Consider the following 13,940-nt stretch of genomic DNA (forward strand, 5'->3'; position numbering starts at 1 on the left):
TAGCAGATCAACGTGCACTCGACCCCTCGGCCGAATGTGCGTGGGAGTCTCGGAAACGCATCGACTTGCATCGGCCGCATGCATCATTCGCGCACTGCTCCTCGCCCATCGTCGTGCCTATGAGAATCCTCGGCATGGCCGGTTTGACGGCCCTCGGTACCCTGCTTGGCGGGTTGGTCGGCGTTCCCTGGCAGGCGCTGCTCGCCTACACTTTGTTCGCGGCGTTGTGCACCACCGTCGTGGCCCTCGCTCAGATCCTCGTGCCCCAGAACTCCGGCGACCGGGTGCTCTGGTGGGACAAAATCCTCAAAAGAAACAAGAAGGGCAGTGCCTAATACTCCTACGTCACTTGGCTTCTTAAATATGGCGCGGGTACGAAGACGGCCACCGCTTTGATCATCGATGGTTTGTGAGGACGGCCAAAGGTCTTGCGGTGGCCGCGTGCCACACGTCGACCTCTGGGTGGCGGGCCATCCTGGACGAAGTGGTGGTGTGTCTAGCTGACAGGTTCGTTCGTGGGTAACCACTTGCGACCGCGATGGGTTTCGTCGGGTGACTGTTTCGACGGGCGGGCGCAAGATGTGCTCGTCCTTGGCGGAGCGGGCAGGCCACGGTGATCCGCAGGCGATGCAGCGGCTGCTGCGCACAGCGGTGTGGGACGCCGACGGCGCCCGCGACGGTATACGCGACTGGCTGATCAAGCAGCTCGGCCATTCCCAGGCGGTGCTGGTCACCGACGAGCCGGGGGCTCTGAAGAAAGCCGTGTGCTCGGTCGGGGTTCAGCGGCAGTACACCTGCATTGCGGGACGGGTGGTGAACGGCCAGGTCCACGCGGGCGGGCGCTGATCGACCGTCGGCTCTACCTTCCGCACACGGCCTGGTTCGAGCAGCCCGACCACCTCTTTGCTGCCAGCGTGCCGGACGAGGTCGGGTTCGCGACGAAGCCGGCCCCGGCCCGGCAGATGATCGCCGCCGTCATGGATGGGGGTGTACCGTTCGGGTGGGTGATTGCCGACGAGGTTTATGGCGTGACCCTTTACTACGCGCTGGACCTGGAAAACGGCGGGATCGACTTAGTCCTCGTTCAGTCGGCTTCAACATGCGTAGGTCCCAACCGAGGGCCACGCGTTGGGCGGTGCCCAACGCCATTGACTATCCCATGGATGCCGGTCATCGAAGGGCCCAACACTTGTGCTCAACAGTTGACCATTGAGGCGATCCAACAATGATCATTTGCTGTTGGGTCGGCAGGATATCGTGAACTCTCTTCTATAGAACCCCCCATCACTGCACCACCTCGGGCCTTGGCTCGTCACGGCAGGAGCCGCACCCGCCCACCCGCCATTTTGGCCGGTCGGCCGCGACACCTCCTCCCTGGCGCCCACGCCCACCCGCACCACACAGGCACCACCGCGCCAGCCCTGCCGTACAGGCAGTATCGCCTCGACGCGCTCGCGTCATCACGCTCGGGATCCCCGCCCGCCGCAGCTTCAACCGGCGCCAGCCCCGCGATCCCCGCACCCCACCTCCCTGTCCGTCGACGCTGTCGCCTTCCCGCGCGCTCTCACGCGATCGCACCTCGGCCGTGTCCCCGTACCCTGCCTGGAAGAGCCCATGCCCGCACACCCTGTCGTGCGCACCATCGTGGTCTGCCTGCCCACCAACGCCACACCCCAGTCCATGCCCGACCTCGCGGCGACCCACCTCGTTGCACAACAGCTCCATCCCGCCGGCCCTGTTGGCCACTTCGCCGCCCGTCACCGACTGACCCGCCAACTCCTGCACCGCTACCAGGGCCACGCCGCCGGCGGCCCGGTCCGTCTCCTTGACCTGGCCGGCATGCGTGCCCGCGCCGCCACCAGTGCTGTCTGGCTGTGGCACCGATGGCGAGACGTCGTCGACGGCACACGCGACGCCCAACCGTTCTCGGTCTTCGTCGACCGTCACCGCGACGCCCCGGCCCACTGGCCGCTCAGCCGGGCCCAACAGGCCTACCTCGCCCAACCTCGGGTGCTCGCGATGACCACCTACAACGCCGCCTACCGGCAGCAACCGATTCCCACCTCGGACATCGAGGCCCTCCAGGCCGGCCTCAACACTTACCGCACCCTCGCGGCGCTCTCCGCCGTGCCCGGTGATGCCCTGGCCGCCGACGCCAACTGGCTCACGCCCAGATCGGGTCGGCTAACCGACCAGCTCGACTATCTGCACGCTGCCAACGACCACGTCGACCGGCTGCGCCCGAACGAGCAACTTGTCGCCATGGCCGCCTGGCCCCTCGCCTAGCAACCGTCCAGCCTGCGGCGCAACCTCCCGGGCCTGGCATCCCAGCAGAACCAACGACAAGCCGCAAGCGACTCGGACCGGTACAGCGACGGGAGACCCTCGCCCAGCCAATCGGTCCGGCTGACTTGCCAACCGCCGTACCTCCCGGCCGGACCGGGCACTCGCCTGACCGGCCGTTTTCGTGCCCCGGGGTCACCGACCCCACGACAGCAGAGGAGAAAGAAGATGACCATCACCGCGATGCGGCCGCCACTCGACATCCGTAAGTCGGCGCCCGCCCCGGCACAAGAGGCCACCTACCTGATGGTCGGCCCGTCCGGACGGCTTACCGTCCTGGAGGCCCCTGCCGATGGCGGCGGGCTGCCGCTCGGCCCACGCATCACCACCGGCGCCGCCTACCGAGTCCAGCTCGATGAATGCACCGTCATGTGGCTCGAGGACGACCAGCAGGGCAGGGGCATCCCCAACTGGACGGCCACTGAGATGGCCCTTGAGACCACCGGACGTCCATACCTCGGCCCGTGGGACGCGCCCTACCTGTGCGGGCCGGTCATCTTCACCGGCGCCGGTCGTCACGCGGAACCGGTCGGACTCACCGACCGGCAGTTCTCGCTGCTCGTGGACGCCCACGCCGCAACGGAGCTGTGGTGATGAGGCCGACGACGGCGCTCATCGACGAGCTCACTGCGCGTCGGTCCAGCGATCTCTCACCACGACCTGGCGTCAGGCTGGCTGCCGGCAGCCGCCTCGGCACCTTGCTTTACCGGGGGAGAGCATGAGGCGAAGCACCGTCGCGGACGCTGTCCGAGCATTCCAACGACTGCGTAGCGTCAACGCCGGAAGTCTGGTCGGGGTCGCCCTGGCGGACCGGTACCGCACCTCACCACCACTGAAGGTCGACACACTGCCGCCGGCGCAGGCTGCGGTGCTGGGTGCCTCGATAGAGGCTCGGACCGCTGGGGTAATCGACGAGAAAACCCCCGCGTACCTGGTCTATTCCGGCGAACTTCCGGTGGCCTGGTGCACGGTCCGCGCCACCGTGGTCACCCCTGATCTCGTACTCGACGGAGCGTCGGCCCGGCACCAGCGGATGGCGGTGCAGGCCATGTCCAACCTTGCCCGATGGGTGCTCGTCGCGCTCGCCGATGCCCGGGCGGAGATCGAGGACACGGTCGTCCAGTCGGTGATGAGCCAGGAGGGGGCCGTACGTATCGCGCCTGCCGACGACTTGACCTCGTCCGCAGCCGTCCTCCTCGACGGCGACCTCGCCGCAGCCCAGACGAGCATCGCAAGGGTGCTTCCGGTCAGGGCCGCAGCGGAGGTGGTGGTCATCGACGCGCACGGCTTTGGCCGGTACGGCCGCGACTCACACCGACTGCCGCTGCCGGTGCTGTGCGCGATGCGTCGGGTCGCCTCAACCCATCAGCTGCCATTGGCTGCGGTCGGCGACTGGCTCGCGGCGAGTGGCGGCGTCGATGCAGACGTACCCGCCGATGAGCTGCCGGCGATTTTCACTGCCGACCTCGTTGGCCTCTTCCCCAACCGCTCGGACTACGCCGAGAAGCACCTGGCCGAGCGCGGCTGGGCCGCGGCGCTGGAACGCCTCGGAATGCCCCGGCGCTACATCGATCTCGCAGCCCTGGAGCGGGACCTGTTCGACAACGACGTCCATGCGGTCGCTACTACCAATGCAGCCGGTGGCCAGGCTGTCGCCGTGTTCCGTCGTCCGGTGCCGTCCTGGCCGGAGACACCGACCTCTACCTCCATTCCTGCCCGTACGCCAGCGTGGGCGTCGACGAAGGGAAGGCACCCATGACCGAAGCGTTCTCCGGGGACATCGGGCGGCTCAGCTGCACGGCCGCCCAGGCCTGGCGGGAGGTTACCGGCGAGTCGATGCCCGATAACCTGCTGACCGCCTTCCTCGCCGCAGCCAGCAGCCCTGCCAGCGACGGATCCGTCGCCGCTTGCGAACACGACCACACCAACGGCGATGACCGCAGCATCTGTCACGCCCGGTTGATCGAGGATCTGCTTCAGGCCCGAGCACGGGCCAACCGCGCACGCCACGAGGCCGCCGAGCACCGCACCGGCCTGCGCCGGCTGCAACTCGGCGTACGCACAGCCGGGCTCGGCACTCTCGGCGAGAACCCCGACTTCGAGGAGAGCCTCAGCGAGGCGTTGGCCGATTGGGGCCTGCCGCCGATCCCCTCGGACCACGTGGTCACCCTTCGCGTGCCGATCACCTTCTGCATCTCTGCGGTCGACGACGACGAGGCAGTCCGCTTGGCCGTCAGCGAACTCAGCGAGGAGTTGCCCCGGCTGCCCCGCCGGCCACTCTTCAGCGCTGACGAGGTGGAGGTCGTCTCCGTTACCAACGAGTGACCGCGATCGCCGTCCCCGACCAACCGAACGATTCGTCGCCGTCCCAACAGGGGCGGCGTTCTTTGTCTCAGCCAGAGGAGGTAACACGATCATGACCGACACCGTCGAGCTGCTCGACGCCCAGAACCCGGCACCCTCGGCTGCTGCAGATCCGGAGAGCGGACCGGCCGCCACCGACCTGATGATCCACACCGCCGTCGTCGAGGAGATGCTTGCTGCGGCCTGGCAGGCAACGAATGGATCTGGCGACACACCGGCGTGGCTGAGCAGGGTCGCGACCCTCCTCGCCGCCGGCTACGGGCCGATGCCCGCCACGCCCACCGACGAGACGGCCCACCACCTACTCACCGCGGCAGTCGCTACCGCCAGGACGACTGCCGAGGCCGCCGCGGCTGAGGCCATCGCCAGGCAACACGCTCGCGACGAGTTCAGCAATGACGTACGTCGCAGGGCGGCCCGTGCCGTCAACAACCGTGAGATCTGCCTGTCGGGCACGAACTACGCCCTGGAACGGCTGGGGATCACCACCCTTCCCGTGGAATACAGCGTCGAGCTACTCGTCCCGGTCACCGTCCGGGTACGCGCGACCGACGAGGAGGACGCCTACGACCGCGCTGAGGACGAACTGCGCGCCAACCTGTGTGGCGGGGACCTGGACTTCGACGAGTACGACCTGCGCCGCGAAGGTGCCCAAGTCAGCGACGAGGACATCGACCTCGACGACCTCGACTGACAGCGGTGGCCGACATCCGGTCACGAGACTGCCCAATGCTCTCGCACCTGCAGCAGCGGCCGCAGGTGCGGGCACGCCGCGCGGCACCCTGAGCGGCGGCTCTTCTGAGCTGGCCTTCCTCAGGCGAGGCCCACCAAGGGCCGGTACCCACCCCAAGGCCCGGGGGCGGGCCTCGCCTATGACAGCGGCCCGCCCTCGGAGCTCCTCCATGAAGGAGCCCATCCATGTCTAAATCCGATGCGCGATCCACCGACAGAGGTGATCTGCTTCGCACGACGGCCACGATCACCATCGTCGCGATCCTCGCGACCGCGCCAGTTGCCTTCCTGGCGGCGTACGGCCATCTCGCGGTGGCGGTGCTCATCGCCGTCATCGCCATGCAGAGCTGGATTCCGGTTGGCATCATCGCGACGACCCGGCTCCTCCGACAACAACGGAGACTCGCTGCGGCCCATGCCCGCGAGGAAGAACTGGATCGTCGAGTTGCCGCTGGCGCCGCTCTTGAGGAGCAGCTGCGGCGAGAACGCCTGGCGGCCCAAACAGACCCGCTCACTGGACTACCCAACCGGACCCTCGCTGAGCGGGCCATTGCCGCCGCCAGCGCGGTGGCTGCACCGCTGACCATCGCCTTCGCCGACGCCGACGGCCTCCACGCAGTCAACGCCGATGGCGGACACGCCGCAGGCGATCAATACCTGAAGGCCATCGCTGTCCGCCTGCTCCACGCCGCCGCCTCCGTCAGCGCTGGGGCGCAGGTTGCTCGTACCGGAGGCGATGAATTCATGATCCTCGTGCCTCGCGCGGACGCCACGGCCCTGCGCGACGCGATCCGCGTGGCCCTCGTTAGACCAGCGATCGTCGCAGGACGGCGGATGCAACTTCGGGTCAGCGTCGGCATCGCCCTTAGCGGCGGTGGTAACGCCCGGTACGCCCTAGCCCAGGCCGACGCTGCCATGTTCACCGCCAAGCGCGCGGGCAACCAGACGCTCATCTACAACGCCGACCGTGACGGCGTGCCGGAGCTCGACGGCACCCGACCTCGGGTGCGCCGCCGGGATGTCGAGCCCGACCGCGACACGACTGCCCGGGCGACCGACGGCACTGCCCCGACGACGAGGCTGGTCTGTTCGCTGGACGAGGTGGCCACCATCGCGGACGCCCTCTGGCTCGCCTACGACCGGTGGGCGGCCGTGCTTCAGGCCGAGCCGAGCGATTCCGCGGCATCCACTGCACCGGTCGAGACGATCGACGTCACACCCACCGCCGAAGGACTCGACCGTACGGCTGCTGTCGCGGAAGCGGAGATGGCCAAGTACGCGGGACTGGCTCGGCGCATATCAGCGGCCGTCGACGCCGCCAGCGAGCACTCGTGAACGGACAGGAGAGCCGGGCCCTCCCGTGTCTCCGAGTGCCACGGGAGCCAGCTCCGGAGCTGGATCGCCGCCCGCCCGTCAACGAACCGAACTACGGACCGTCCCGCTGCGGACGCAGGTGTCCGTGACCCCGACCTTCCCAGTCGCGTTTCGCCCGCAAGCGCGGCCAGCTGAGAGGAATCTGCTGATGCCCAAGCACGTCGCCCCCGAGACCAAGAGCGGCTTCCTGCGGCGTTGTCTGCGCCGTGGATTGCATCCCGCGGTCCACGTCCTTGCCCTGGTCAGCCTCCACGTCGTTGCCCTGGTCGTCATCTCCGCGACCGGTCTCGGCTCGCTCGGGGGCCACTGACGCCGACCAGTTCGCGCAGGGCGACCGTGCCACTCGCGCCGATAGCCGTATAGGGGCGTCGCCGCGACACTCCCGCGACCGAGCGCCCTCGAAGGGCACCCGCTTCCGTAGGTTGAGCTCGCGCTGATTCGCCTGCCGCCTCTGACGATGCTGCGCCCCTCGACCCAGACCTCCGCCGGCCGTACCCCCGGCAATCCCGAGATGACTGCGCCTGGGCGCGGCGACGTGCCGCGCCCAGGCCCAACAACTTCCCAGGGGACGGATGGTCTGGCGCCGCCAGCCCTGCATCCCGTGACCCGGAAGGAGACAGAAGCTGACATGAGCACCATCGACGACCCAAGAATCGCCCGCGCTGTCCTGGCCCGGCTGACCATTGTCGGTGACCGACTCGTCTACACGATGATTCACGATGAGGGCCCGGAAGCGGTCCTCCACCGGTTGATCACCGGCCACCTGCCGCAGGCTGAGGCACGTTCCGCAGCTGCCGAACAGTTGGGTGCAGCCGGTCTGCGGCAGGTCGCCACCAGGATCGTTGTCGACACCGAACGGATCGGTGCGCGGATCGTCATCCCGCAGGACGCGGAGTGGCCCACGGCGCTGGAGGACCTGAACCAGCATCGCGACGCCACCGACGACGATGTCCGGCTGCCCGCCCCACCGCCGTGCCTGTGGGTTCGCGGCGCACAGCCCCTCGTAGAAACGCTGCACCAGTCTGTTGCGGTAATCGGAGCCCGCGCGGCCACCAGCTACGGGCAGCATGTCGCCGCAGAACTCGGCCACGGCCTCGCCGAGAACGGGTGGACCATCCTCAACACCGGTGGGTACGGCGTCGACGCCGCAGCGCTTCGCGGCGCACTGACGGCTGGCCACCTGGCCGTCGCGATCAATCCCGCTGGACTCGACCGTCCCCACCCGCAGGGCAATTCAGCGCTGTTCGAGCGGGTCTTTCTCATCAGCGCCTGGCCGCCCGGCAGCGCACCGTACCGAAGCCGCATCGCCGTCAACGGGGCCTACCTGGCGGCGATGACCGGCGGATGCGTGCTCGTGGAGGCCGCCCTCCGCAGCGGCGCCCGGGCCGTCCTGGCGCAGGCCGATGCCCTCGGCCGACCTGTGATGGCGGTCCCGGGTCCGGTGACCTCCGCCCTTTCCGTCGGCTGTCACGAGGCGCTGCGCGAGACGCCTCGGGTGCGTCTGGTCCGTGACGTCACCGACGTCGTCGGACACCTGGCCGAGCGACGCTCACCCGAGCGAACGACGACATGAACGCCTTTCCGGACTGGCTCGACCTGCTCGAGTTCGTCAGGGCAGCGGGCGTAACCAACGCCAGGAACGGCGCCCCGCTGCCTACCGACGACGAACTGTGGGCGGCCGCCCGACGTAGCCAGAGGGTCGTGCTGCCGGAGCAGATCGACAACGGCCTGCTCGCCGAACTACGCGACGCCTTCAACGACGGGCAGCAGCCCACCCGCTTCGACATGCAGGCCGTGGTCGTCGAAATCGCAAGGCACGGCCATCACGCACACATCGACCACTCGGGCGGCAATACCGCCACCATCTACGCCGGAAGCCAACACACCGACCAACACGGGGATGCCCGCTGGGCGGTCACCGCCGGACCAGGCTGGTTCGCAAGGCCCGACCACCGGGAGCCGGTCGCCGACACGAGCGAGTTCCATATTGGCCCGTACGACGGCGTCTGGACCATCGCGGTGCCGGACCACACCAGCCCGGCGGAGGTCGCTGCCCTGATGGTCGCGGTCATCGAGCAGGTCGCCGAAGGGCAGGGTCACCTTCATGACTGACATCGTCTGCTCGCGGTGCCAGACCCTCAGCAGACTGCGGCGCCACGGCCTGCCGTGGTGCGAAGCCTGCGAGACGTACCTCGTCATCGATGCAGAGTCGGGCACGTGGGTCAGCCTCGCCGATCACGAACATCGTCGGCGCGCGGCGGAGAACGAGCGGGACATTGCCCAGTCCGTCGACCTCGTCAACGAGCATCTGCCAGAGGCGCAACGGCTCGTTCCCGAAGGGTGGGCCGCCCGCCGCCATCAGACCAACAGTGCCCGGTGCGTCGTCGCCATCGATGCACCGGCTGTCAACGCCACCAGCTACCTGTCCCCACCCAACGGCAAATTCGGCTGGTACGTACGCGTCCACAACCGCATCACCGGGGTCGACTTCCCGCTCTACATCGACGGCGGGGCGCGCGCTGCATCGTTCGACACGCTCGAGGCGGCAGTCACCGCCGCCGTGGAAGCGCTCCGCCTAGAGAGCGCCAAGGAAGTCAGGCGTCGCTGACGGCCTGAAACACCCGCAGCAGGCACCGCGAGCCGAACACCCAAGACCTACTGAGCACCTCGCGAACCCCCCACTGGCTCAACCGAATGCCGCCCCGGTTGCGCCATCGCACTACCAGGCGCTGCCACCCGGCCAGGGGCGGTGCTGGCCAGCACAACTAGCCGACCTCGCAGCCCGGGATCGCCGCTCGCGGTCCCGGGCCGCTCGCTCTGAAAGGACCAACCTCGATGACTGACGAAGCCTCTGGCGGTAACGAGGACTACCCGTACATCCGTGCCTGGGGCCGCATGCGCGGCTCTGCCCCCGACTACCTGGCCTACCTGCTCGACCTGGCCCGGGCACAGAACGCGCCCGCCGACGCTGTGGAGTTCCGACACCGCGACGGTCACTGGATCACCACCGACGAAATCTGGTCCGCCGACAGCCGTCGCCACCTGGGTCTGGACCCGATTCCGCCGATCGCGCCCGACCTCGATCTGGTCGTCGCGGAGATCGGCAATGCGATGCGCTGCTCACGCTGGATGACCGACCGCAACGGACTTCGAGAAATTCAGCGCCTGGACATGAACCGACTCCGGATGACCTTCGCCACCGGGTTCACCGGGGACCTGCACGTGGAGATCACCCCGCCCCGGCCGTGATTCCGCTCGCGCCGACGGCAGTGCGTCGGGGGCATGCGTACCTGGCTTCGTCCGGCGAGAAGACAACCATTTGCGGGCAGCCGTCGACCCGCACCTTCGTGCGTACCCGGACCTAAACACACGCCCGCGCTCGGGCGCGCTCCCGGCGGAGCCATACGCGCCCGCCAACACCTGGCCGAACTTGACCGGGCCGCGCAATCCCACACCAATCCACCCGCTCGTGCCGGTGGATCCGAATCGGAGGGAAACACGATGACCAGCCCCGACAACTCCATCCTGCCGGTGCGTTCGGCCGCTGAGATGCTCGCTGCCGTGCCGCACCTGGTCGGGTTCCACCCGACAAACAGCATCGTCCTGATCGCGATCGCTGGGACGAAGGTCGCCCTTGTCACCCGGGGAGATCTGCCCGCTGGACTGGACGACATCGCCCAGGCGTTGCCGGCCCTCGACCAGGTTCACGCGACCCATGTGGTGATTGCCGCCTACGGGCCGGAAGATCTCGCGACGCCGGCGGTCTATGCTGCCCGTGCGGTACTCACCGTCGCCGGCCTGCAGGTGTACGACGCGCTACGCGTTACCGATGACCGGTACTGGTCCTACCTGTGCGACAACCCGACGTGCTGCTCACCCGAGGGCACGCCGTTCGACGCGGTCGCCAGCCCACTGTCGGTACAGGCTGTGGTATCCGGATCCAGCCCGTTCGCGGACCGCGCAAGCCTCGCGGCCTCCATCGCACCCGCAGGCGGTGCCCTCCGTGCCGCCATGACCGAAGCAACCGACCGTGCCCGCCGGCGGCTGGCGGACCTACCGGCCAGTCTCAGCGCCGTCGAGGCCGAAGGACAGGCAGCGTTGACGGAGGCGGCCAACCGGTACCGGAGCGGTCTGCGGTGCACTGATGACGAGGTCGCCTGGCTCACCACGCTACTCAGCACCATCGCCGTTCGGGACCATGCCTGGCTGACTGCCAGCCGCGAGGAGTGGCACCTCGAACTGTGGCGGGACCTCACCCGGCGGGCCGACCCGGACCTGGTTGCGGCGCCAGCCAGTCTGCTGGCCTTCACCGCCTGGCTGCAGGGGAATGGTGCGCTGGCCGACATTGCGGCGCATCGCGCTCTGACGGCGGATCCGAGCTACGGGATGGCACTGCTCGTCCTCGACGGTCTCCGCGCGGGCATCCCCCCGTCCGTCCTCGAGGACTGGCAGACCTGGGCTGCCCAGCACACGGACCACCCATGATCGCGCGATCAGGAGGGGAGCAGCACCGTGATCAACCCACCGACTGACTCGGCCGCCGCCACCGTCATGCAGCAGAACCGTTGGGGCGCCGAGGAGATCCTCGACCTGCTGTATGCCGGCTTCCAGCACTCCCGCACCGTTGCCCCCGACGTGGACGCAGTCCGCGCCGCCGCCGACCTCGTCGCCCAACAGATGGCCCTCGTCCGGCAAGCCGACACCGATCTGATCGCCGCGCTTCGCGGCGCACTCACCCTGGCTGATCACGAGATCCGCGACAGCAGCGCGGCCATCGAGGAACGCTACCGGCAGTTTGTCGACCTGGTGCGGCGCTGGATCATGTTCGCGGTCAACACCGGAGCACTTACCGTTCCGGACGCAAACGAAGCCCTGCGCTACCTGACCATGCCCCCGCCACTGCGGACCCACTTCGAAGCCACTGTTCACACCCCGCTCGCCATCGAGACCGACGCGGACAACAGCGACGAGGCCGTGGCCGCTGCAGAACGCCTCCTCCGCGTCGAACTTCGCTGCCTACGGCACGCATCCGTCCACCCGACCAAACAGTGGCAGCTGCGGCTGCGCGCGCTCGACGACTCACCACCGACCAGCAACGCCGGCGGCGAGCGAGGTTCCCGCTATCGGATCGTCTTCGTGGTGCCACTCGTCGTCGAGGTCAAGGTCCTCGACCCACGGGGCGCTATCTCCGTCGCGGTAGACGTAGTAGCGAACGACCTGGACCGCCTCAAGGTCGCACGCGCCCACACCGACAAGATCCGCGCGGTCGACGTGGTGCCCGTCCACAACCGCGAGTACGACTTCGGCGCCGACTGACGACCGCGTTCTCCACGCCCGCACCCTGGGTGACGCACCACCAGGTGCGCCCCTGGGCGCCGGAACACACCGATGTGCGGTGCCGGCGCCTTCAGGGCGCCGGCACCGCCCTTCTGGAAGGCGCAAACCTGATGCGATTGAACACCCGAACGCATGGCCAGCTCGTCACCATCGCGCCCTACCTGCTTACCTCCGCGACCCCGGATCGACACGCCACCGGCCCAGCCGCGGACCGCCAGGAGGACAGCGGCCCCACGGTGGACGTCGTCGCTTGGACGACTGCCCGGCAGGCGTATGTCACGACACCCGACACTGCACGCAGCCTCGCCCGACCGACCCGTGACATCGGGGTCACGCCGTCGCGACGACGGGCGGGTCGCTGATGGACATCCGACTCGTCCTCGTGGGCATCGCCGTCGCCATCGCCGTTACGGCAATCGACGTAGTACTTCGGCGAACCGCCCGCCCGGTCGGACCGGGACGGTCCCTGACTGACCTCGTCATCACCACTGCAGCCACCCTGACCACCCTCGGACTGGCTGGTGTCGCCGGTGCGGTCAGTTACGACCACCTCCGCGAACTTGCCGAATCGCGCGGTGAGCAGGGCTGGAAGGCACACGCCTTCCCGCTGACAGTCGATGGCATCGAGGTCGTCGCCACCTTGGCGATCCTCGCCGATCGACGGGCCGGCCGCCCCTCGGGCGCGTTCCCGTGGATCGCCCTTACCGCCGGCGGTGTCGTCAGCCTCGGTGCGAACATCCTCATCGCAGAGGACGACGTCATCGCCCGGATCATCGCCGGCTGGCCCGCGGTCGCGCTCATCGCCGCGATCAAAATGCTGTCGCGGATGCTCGAACACCCCACCGCCAACCCGGTGCAGCGTGATGAGAAACCTGAGCCGCAGGCGAGCGGCCAGCGATACCACACCGAGCCGGAGATCGCCGGGCGAGCGCCGGACGACGACAACCGGCCGGACGACGTTTCGCGACACGATCCCGACGTGTCGCGGGATGACCCTGATACGTCGCGGCACGACGGCGATGACCTCGCGCCCGGCGAAGACCTCGAACAGCCGTGGCCGGTCGACCTGATCCGCCGCATCCCCGTGAATGCCGACCGCTACCGTCGCTGGCAGGCCGTCTGGGCGGACATGAAGGACGGCGAGACCGACCTTCGTGCCCTCGCGCAGCGACACAACTTCGATGTGCGCTCCGTCCAGGCGATCCGGCGCGCCGGCCAGGTCGGCATGCTCGACCACCCCGTCCCGATCGCCCGCCGGCTGGCCGAACTGGCCCCCCACAACGGAAGCCACGACAACTTGACCGAAGTGCCGGCGGCACCCTCGACTCCTGGGCCCTGAGTCTCAATGAGCGCTGGCTCCGCATGACGGTCCCGGCAGGTACCCCTCTGTCCCGGTGGTGGGTCTTCTGCCTCACTTCTGTAGAGGGCAGAGGGGGCCGGCACGAGACCACACCTTGGACGGACTCATTTCTCGAGGTCGAAGGGGGACCCGTCTGGTCCTCGTGCCCATGGAATCCCGCCGGAGCCTGATCCGCCGATTCAATCCTGCTCAGCCTGCCCCGCGATCCGCGTCCGGCCTGTCCTCTCGCTGTCGATAGCCGCCCACCGGAACTCGATTTGCACCTCCTGGTGCCGCAAATGCGGCCCTTTTTGCGTTTGTAGACCTGCTCGTCGCAGCGCCAGACCCCCTTCGACTCGCCGGACGCGGCGGGATCAGCTCCTTGGCGCCGCTGGGGAGTGTTCACCAGTGGAGGAAACATGACCATCAAGCCACGCCTCAGTACCACCAG

17 protein-coding genes are annotated in these 13,940 nt (G+C 68.4%); all 17 read left to right on the forward strand.

Annotation, left to right across the window (positions count from 1 at the left end; translation table 11 throughout):
- The first annotated feature begins 119 nt into the window (after nucleotides 1-119).
- A complete protein-coding gene (locus O7631_RS17335) occupies nucleotides 120-335 on the forward strand; it encodes a hypothetical protein (protein ID WP_278145129.1) in 216 nt (71 codons plus the stop codon).
- A gap of 217 nt (nucleotides 336-552) precedes the next feature.
- Entirely contained in the window at nucleotides 553-846 is a 294-nt protein-coding gene (locus tag O7631_RS17340) for a transposase (protein ID WP_278145130.1), read from the forward strand.
- Nucleotides 765-1,229, forward strand: coding sequence for a transposase (locus O7631_RS17345; protein WP_278145131.1), 465 nt, complete (start codon nucleotides 765-767; stop codon nucleotides 1,227-1,229). The genes O7631_RS17340 and O7631_RS17345 overlap by 82 nt, the downstream gene beginning before the upstream one ends.
- 385 nt (nucleotides 1,230-1,614) lie before the next feature.
- Nucleotides 1,615-2,286 (forward strand): hypothetical protein, encoded by a 672-nt coding sequence (locus O7631_RS17350; protein ID WP_278145132.1) that lies wholly within the window; start codon nucleotides 1,615-1,617, stop codon nucleotides 2,284-2,286.
- Between the two features lie 225 nt (nucleotides 2,287-2,511).
- Entirely contained in the window at nucleotides 2,512-2,937 is a 426-nt protein-coding gene (locus tag O7631_RS17355; RefSeq protein ID WP_278145133.1) for a hypothetical protein, read from the forward strand.
- 274 nt (nucleotides 2,938-3,211) lie between these two features.
- Nucleotides 3,212-4,102, forward strand: a complete 891-nt coding sequence (locus tag O7631_RS17360) for a hypothetical protein (protein WP_278145134.1) — start codon at nucleotides 3,212-3,214, stop codon at nucleotides 4,100-4,102.
- A complete protein-coding gene (locus O7631_RS17365; RefSeq protein WP_278145135.1) occupies nucleotides 4,099-4,668 on the forward strand; it encodes a hypothetical protein in 570 nt (189 codons plus the stop codon). Before O7631_RS17360 ends, O7631_RS17365 begins: the two co-directional genes overlap by 4 nt.
- A 91-nt stretch (nucleotides 4,669-4,759) precedes the next feature.
- Nucleotides 4,760-5,401, forward strand: coding sequence for a hypothetical protein (locus O7631_RS17370; RefSeq protein ID WP_278145136.1), 642 nt, complete (start codon nucleotides 4,760-4,762; stop codon nucleotides 5,399-5,401).
- Nucleotides 5,402-5,625: 224 nt separating this feature from the next.
- Nucleotides 5,626-6,774, forward strand: coding sequence for a GGDEF domain-containing protein (locus tag O7631_RS17375; protein WP_278145137.1), 1,149 nt, complete (start codon nucleotides 5,626-5,628; stop codon nucleotides 6,772-6,774).
- 187 nt (nucleotides 6,775-6,961) lie between these two features.
- Nucleotides 6,962-7,123, forward strand: coding sequence for a hypothetical protein (locus O7631_RS17380; RefSeq protein WP_167944793.1), 162 nt, complete (start codon nucleotides 6,962-6,964; stop codon nucleotides 7,121-7,123).
- A 147-nt stretch (nucleotides 7,124-7,270) separates the two neighbouring features.
- Nucleotides 7,271-8,386 (forward strand): DNA-processing protein DprA, encoded by a 1,116-nt coding sequence (locus O7631_RS17385; protein ID WP_278145138.1) that lies wholly within the window; start codon nucleotides 7,271-7,273, stop codon nucleotides 8,384-8,386.
- A complete protein-coding gene (locus O7631_RS17390; protein ID WP_278145139.1) occupies nucleotides 8,383-8,925 on the forward strand; it encodes a hypothetical protein in 543 nt (180 codons plus the stop codon). The genes O7631_RS17385 and O7631_RS17390 overlap by 4 nt, the downstream gene beginning before the upstream one ends.
- The gene (locus O7631_RS17395) at nucleotides 8,918-9,421 is read left to right on the forward strand and encodes a hypothetical protein (protein ID WP_278145140.1); all 504 of its coding nucleotides are present in this window, start codon (nucleotides 8,918-8,920) and stop codon (nucleotides 9,419-9,421) included. The genes O7631_RS17390 and O7631_RS17395 overlap by 8 nt, the downstream gene beginning before the upstream one ends.
- Before the next feature lie 227 nt (nucleotides 9,422-9,648).
- Nucleotides 9,649-10,062, forward strand: a complete 414-nt coding sequence (locus tag O7631_RS17400) for a hypothetical protein (RefSeq protein ID WP_278145141.1) — start codon at nucleotides 9,649-9,651, stop codon at nucleotides 10,060-10,062.
- A 300-nt stretch (nucleotides 10,063-10,362) separates the two neighbouring features.
- Nucleotides 10,363-11,298: a DUF4192 domain-containing protein gene (locus O7631_RS17405; RefSeq protein ID WP_278147964.1), complete on the forward strand. Its 936-nt coding sequence runs from the start codon at nucleotides 10,363-10,365 to the stop codon at nucleotides 11,296-11,298.
- Between the two features lie 27 nt (nucleotides 11,299-11,325).
- Nucleotides 11,326-12,129, forward strand: a complete 804-nt coding sequence (locus O7631_RS17410; RefSeq protein ID WP_278145142.1) for a hypothetical protein — start codon at nucleotides 11,326-11,328, stop codon at nucleotides 12,127-12,129.
- Nucleotides 12,130-12,511: 382 nt separating this feature from the next.
- The gene (locus O7631_RS17415; protein WP_278145143.1) at nucleotides 12,512-13,489 is read left to right on the forward strand and encodes a DUF2637 domain-containing protein; all 978 of its coding nucleotides are present in this window, start codon (nucleotides 12,512-12,514) and stop codon (nucleotides 13,487-13,489) included.
- Nucleotides 13,490-13,940 lie beyond the last annotated feature (451 nt).

It is taken from the genome of Micromonospora sp. WMMD967 (genome assembly GCF_029626165.1).
Lineage (GTDB): Bacteria > Actinomycetota > Actinomycetes > Mycobacteriales > Micromonosporaceae > Micromonospora > Micromonospora taraxaci.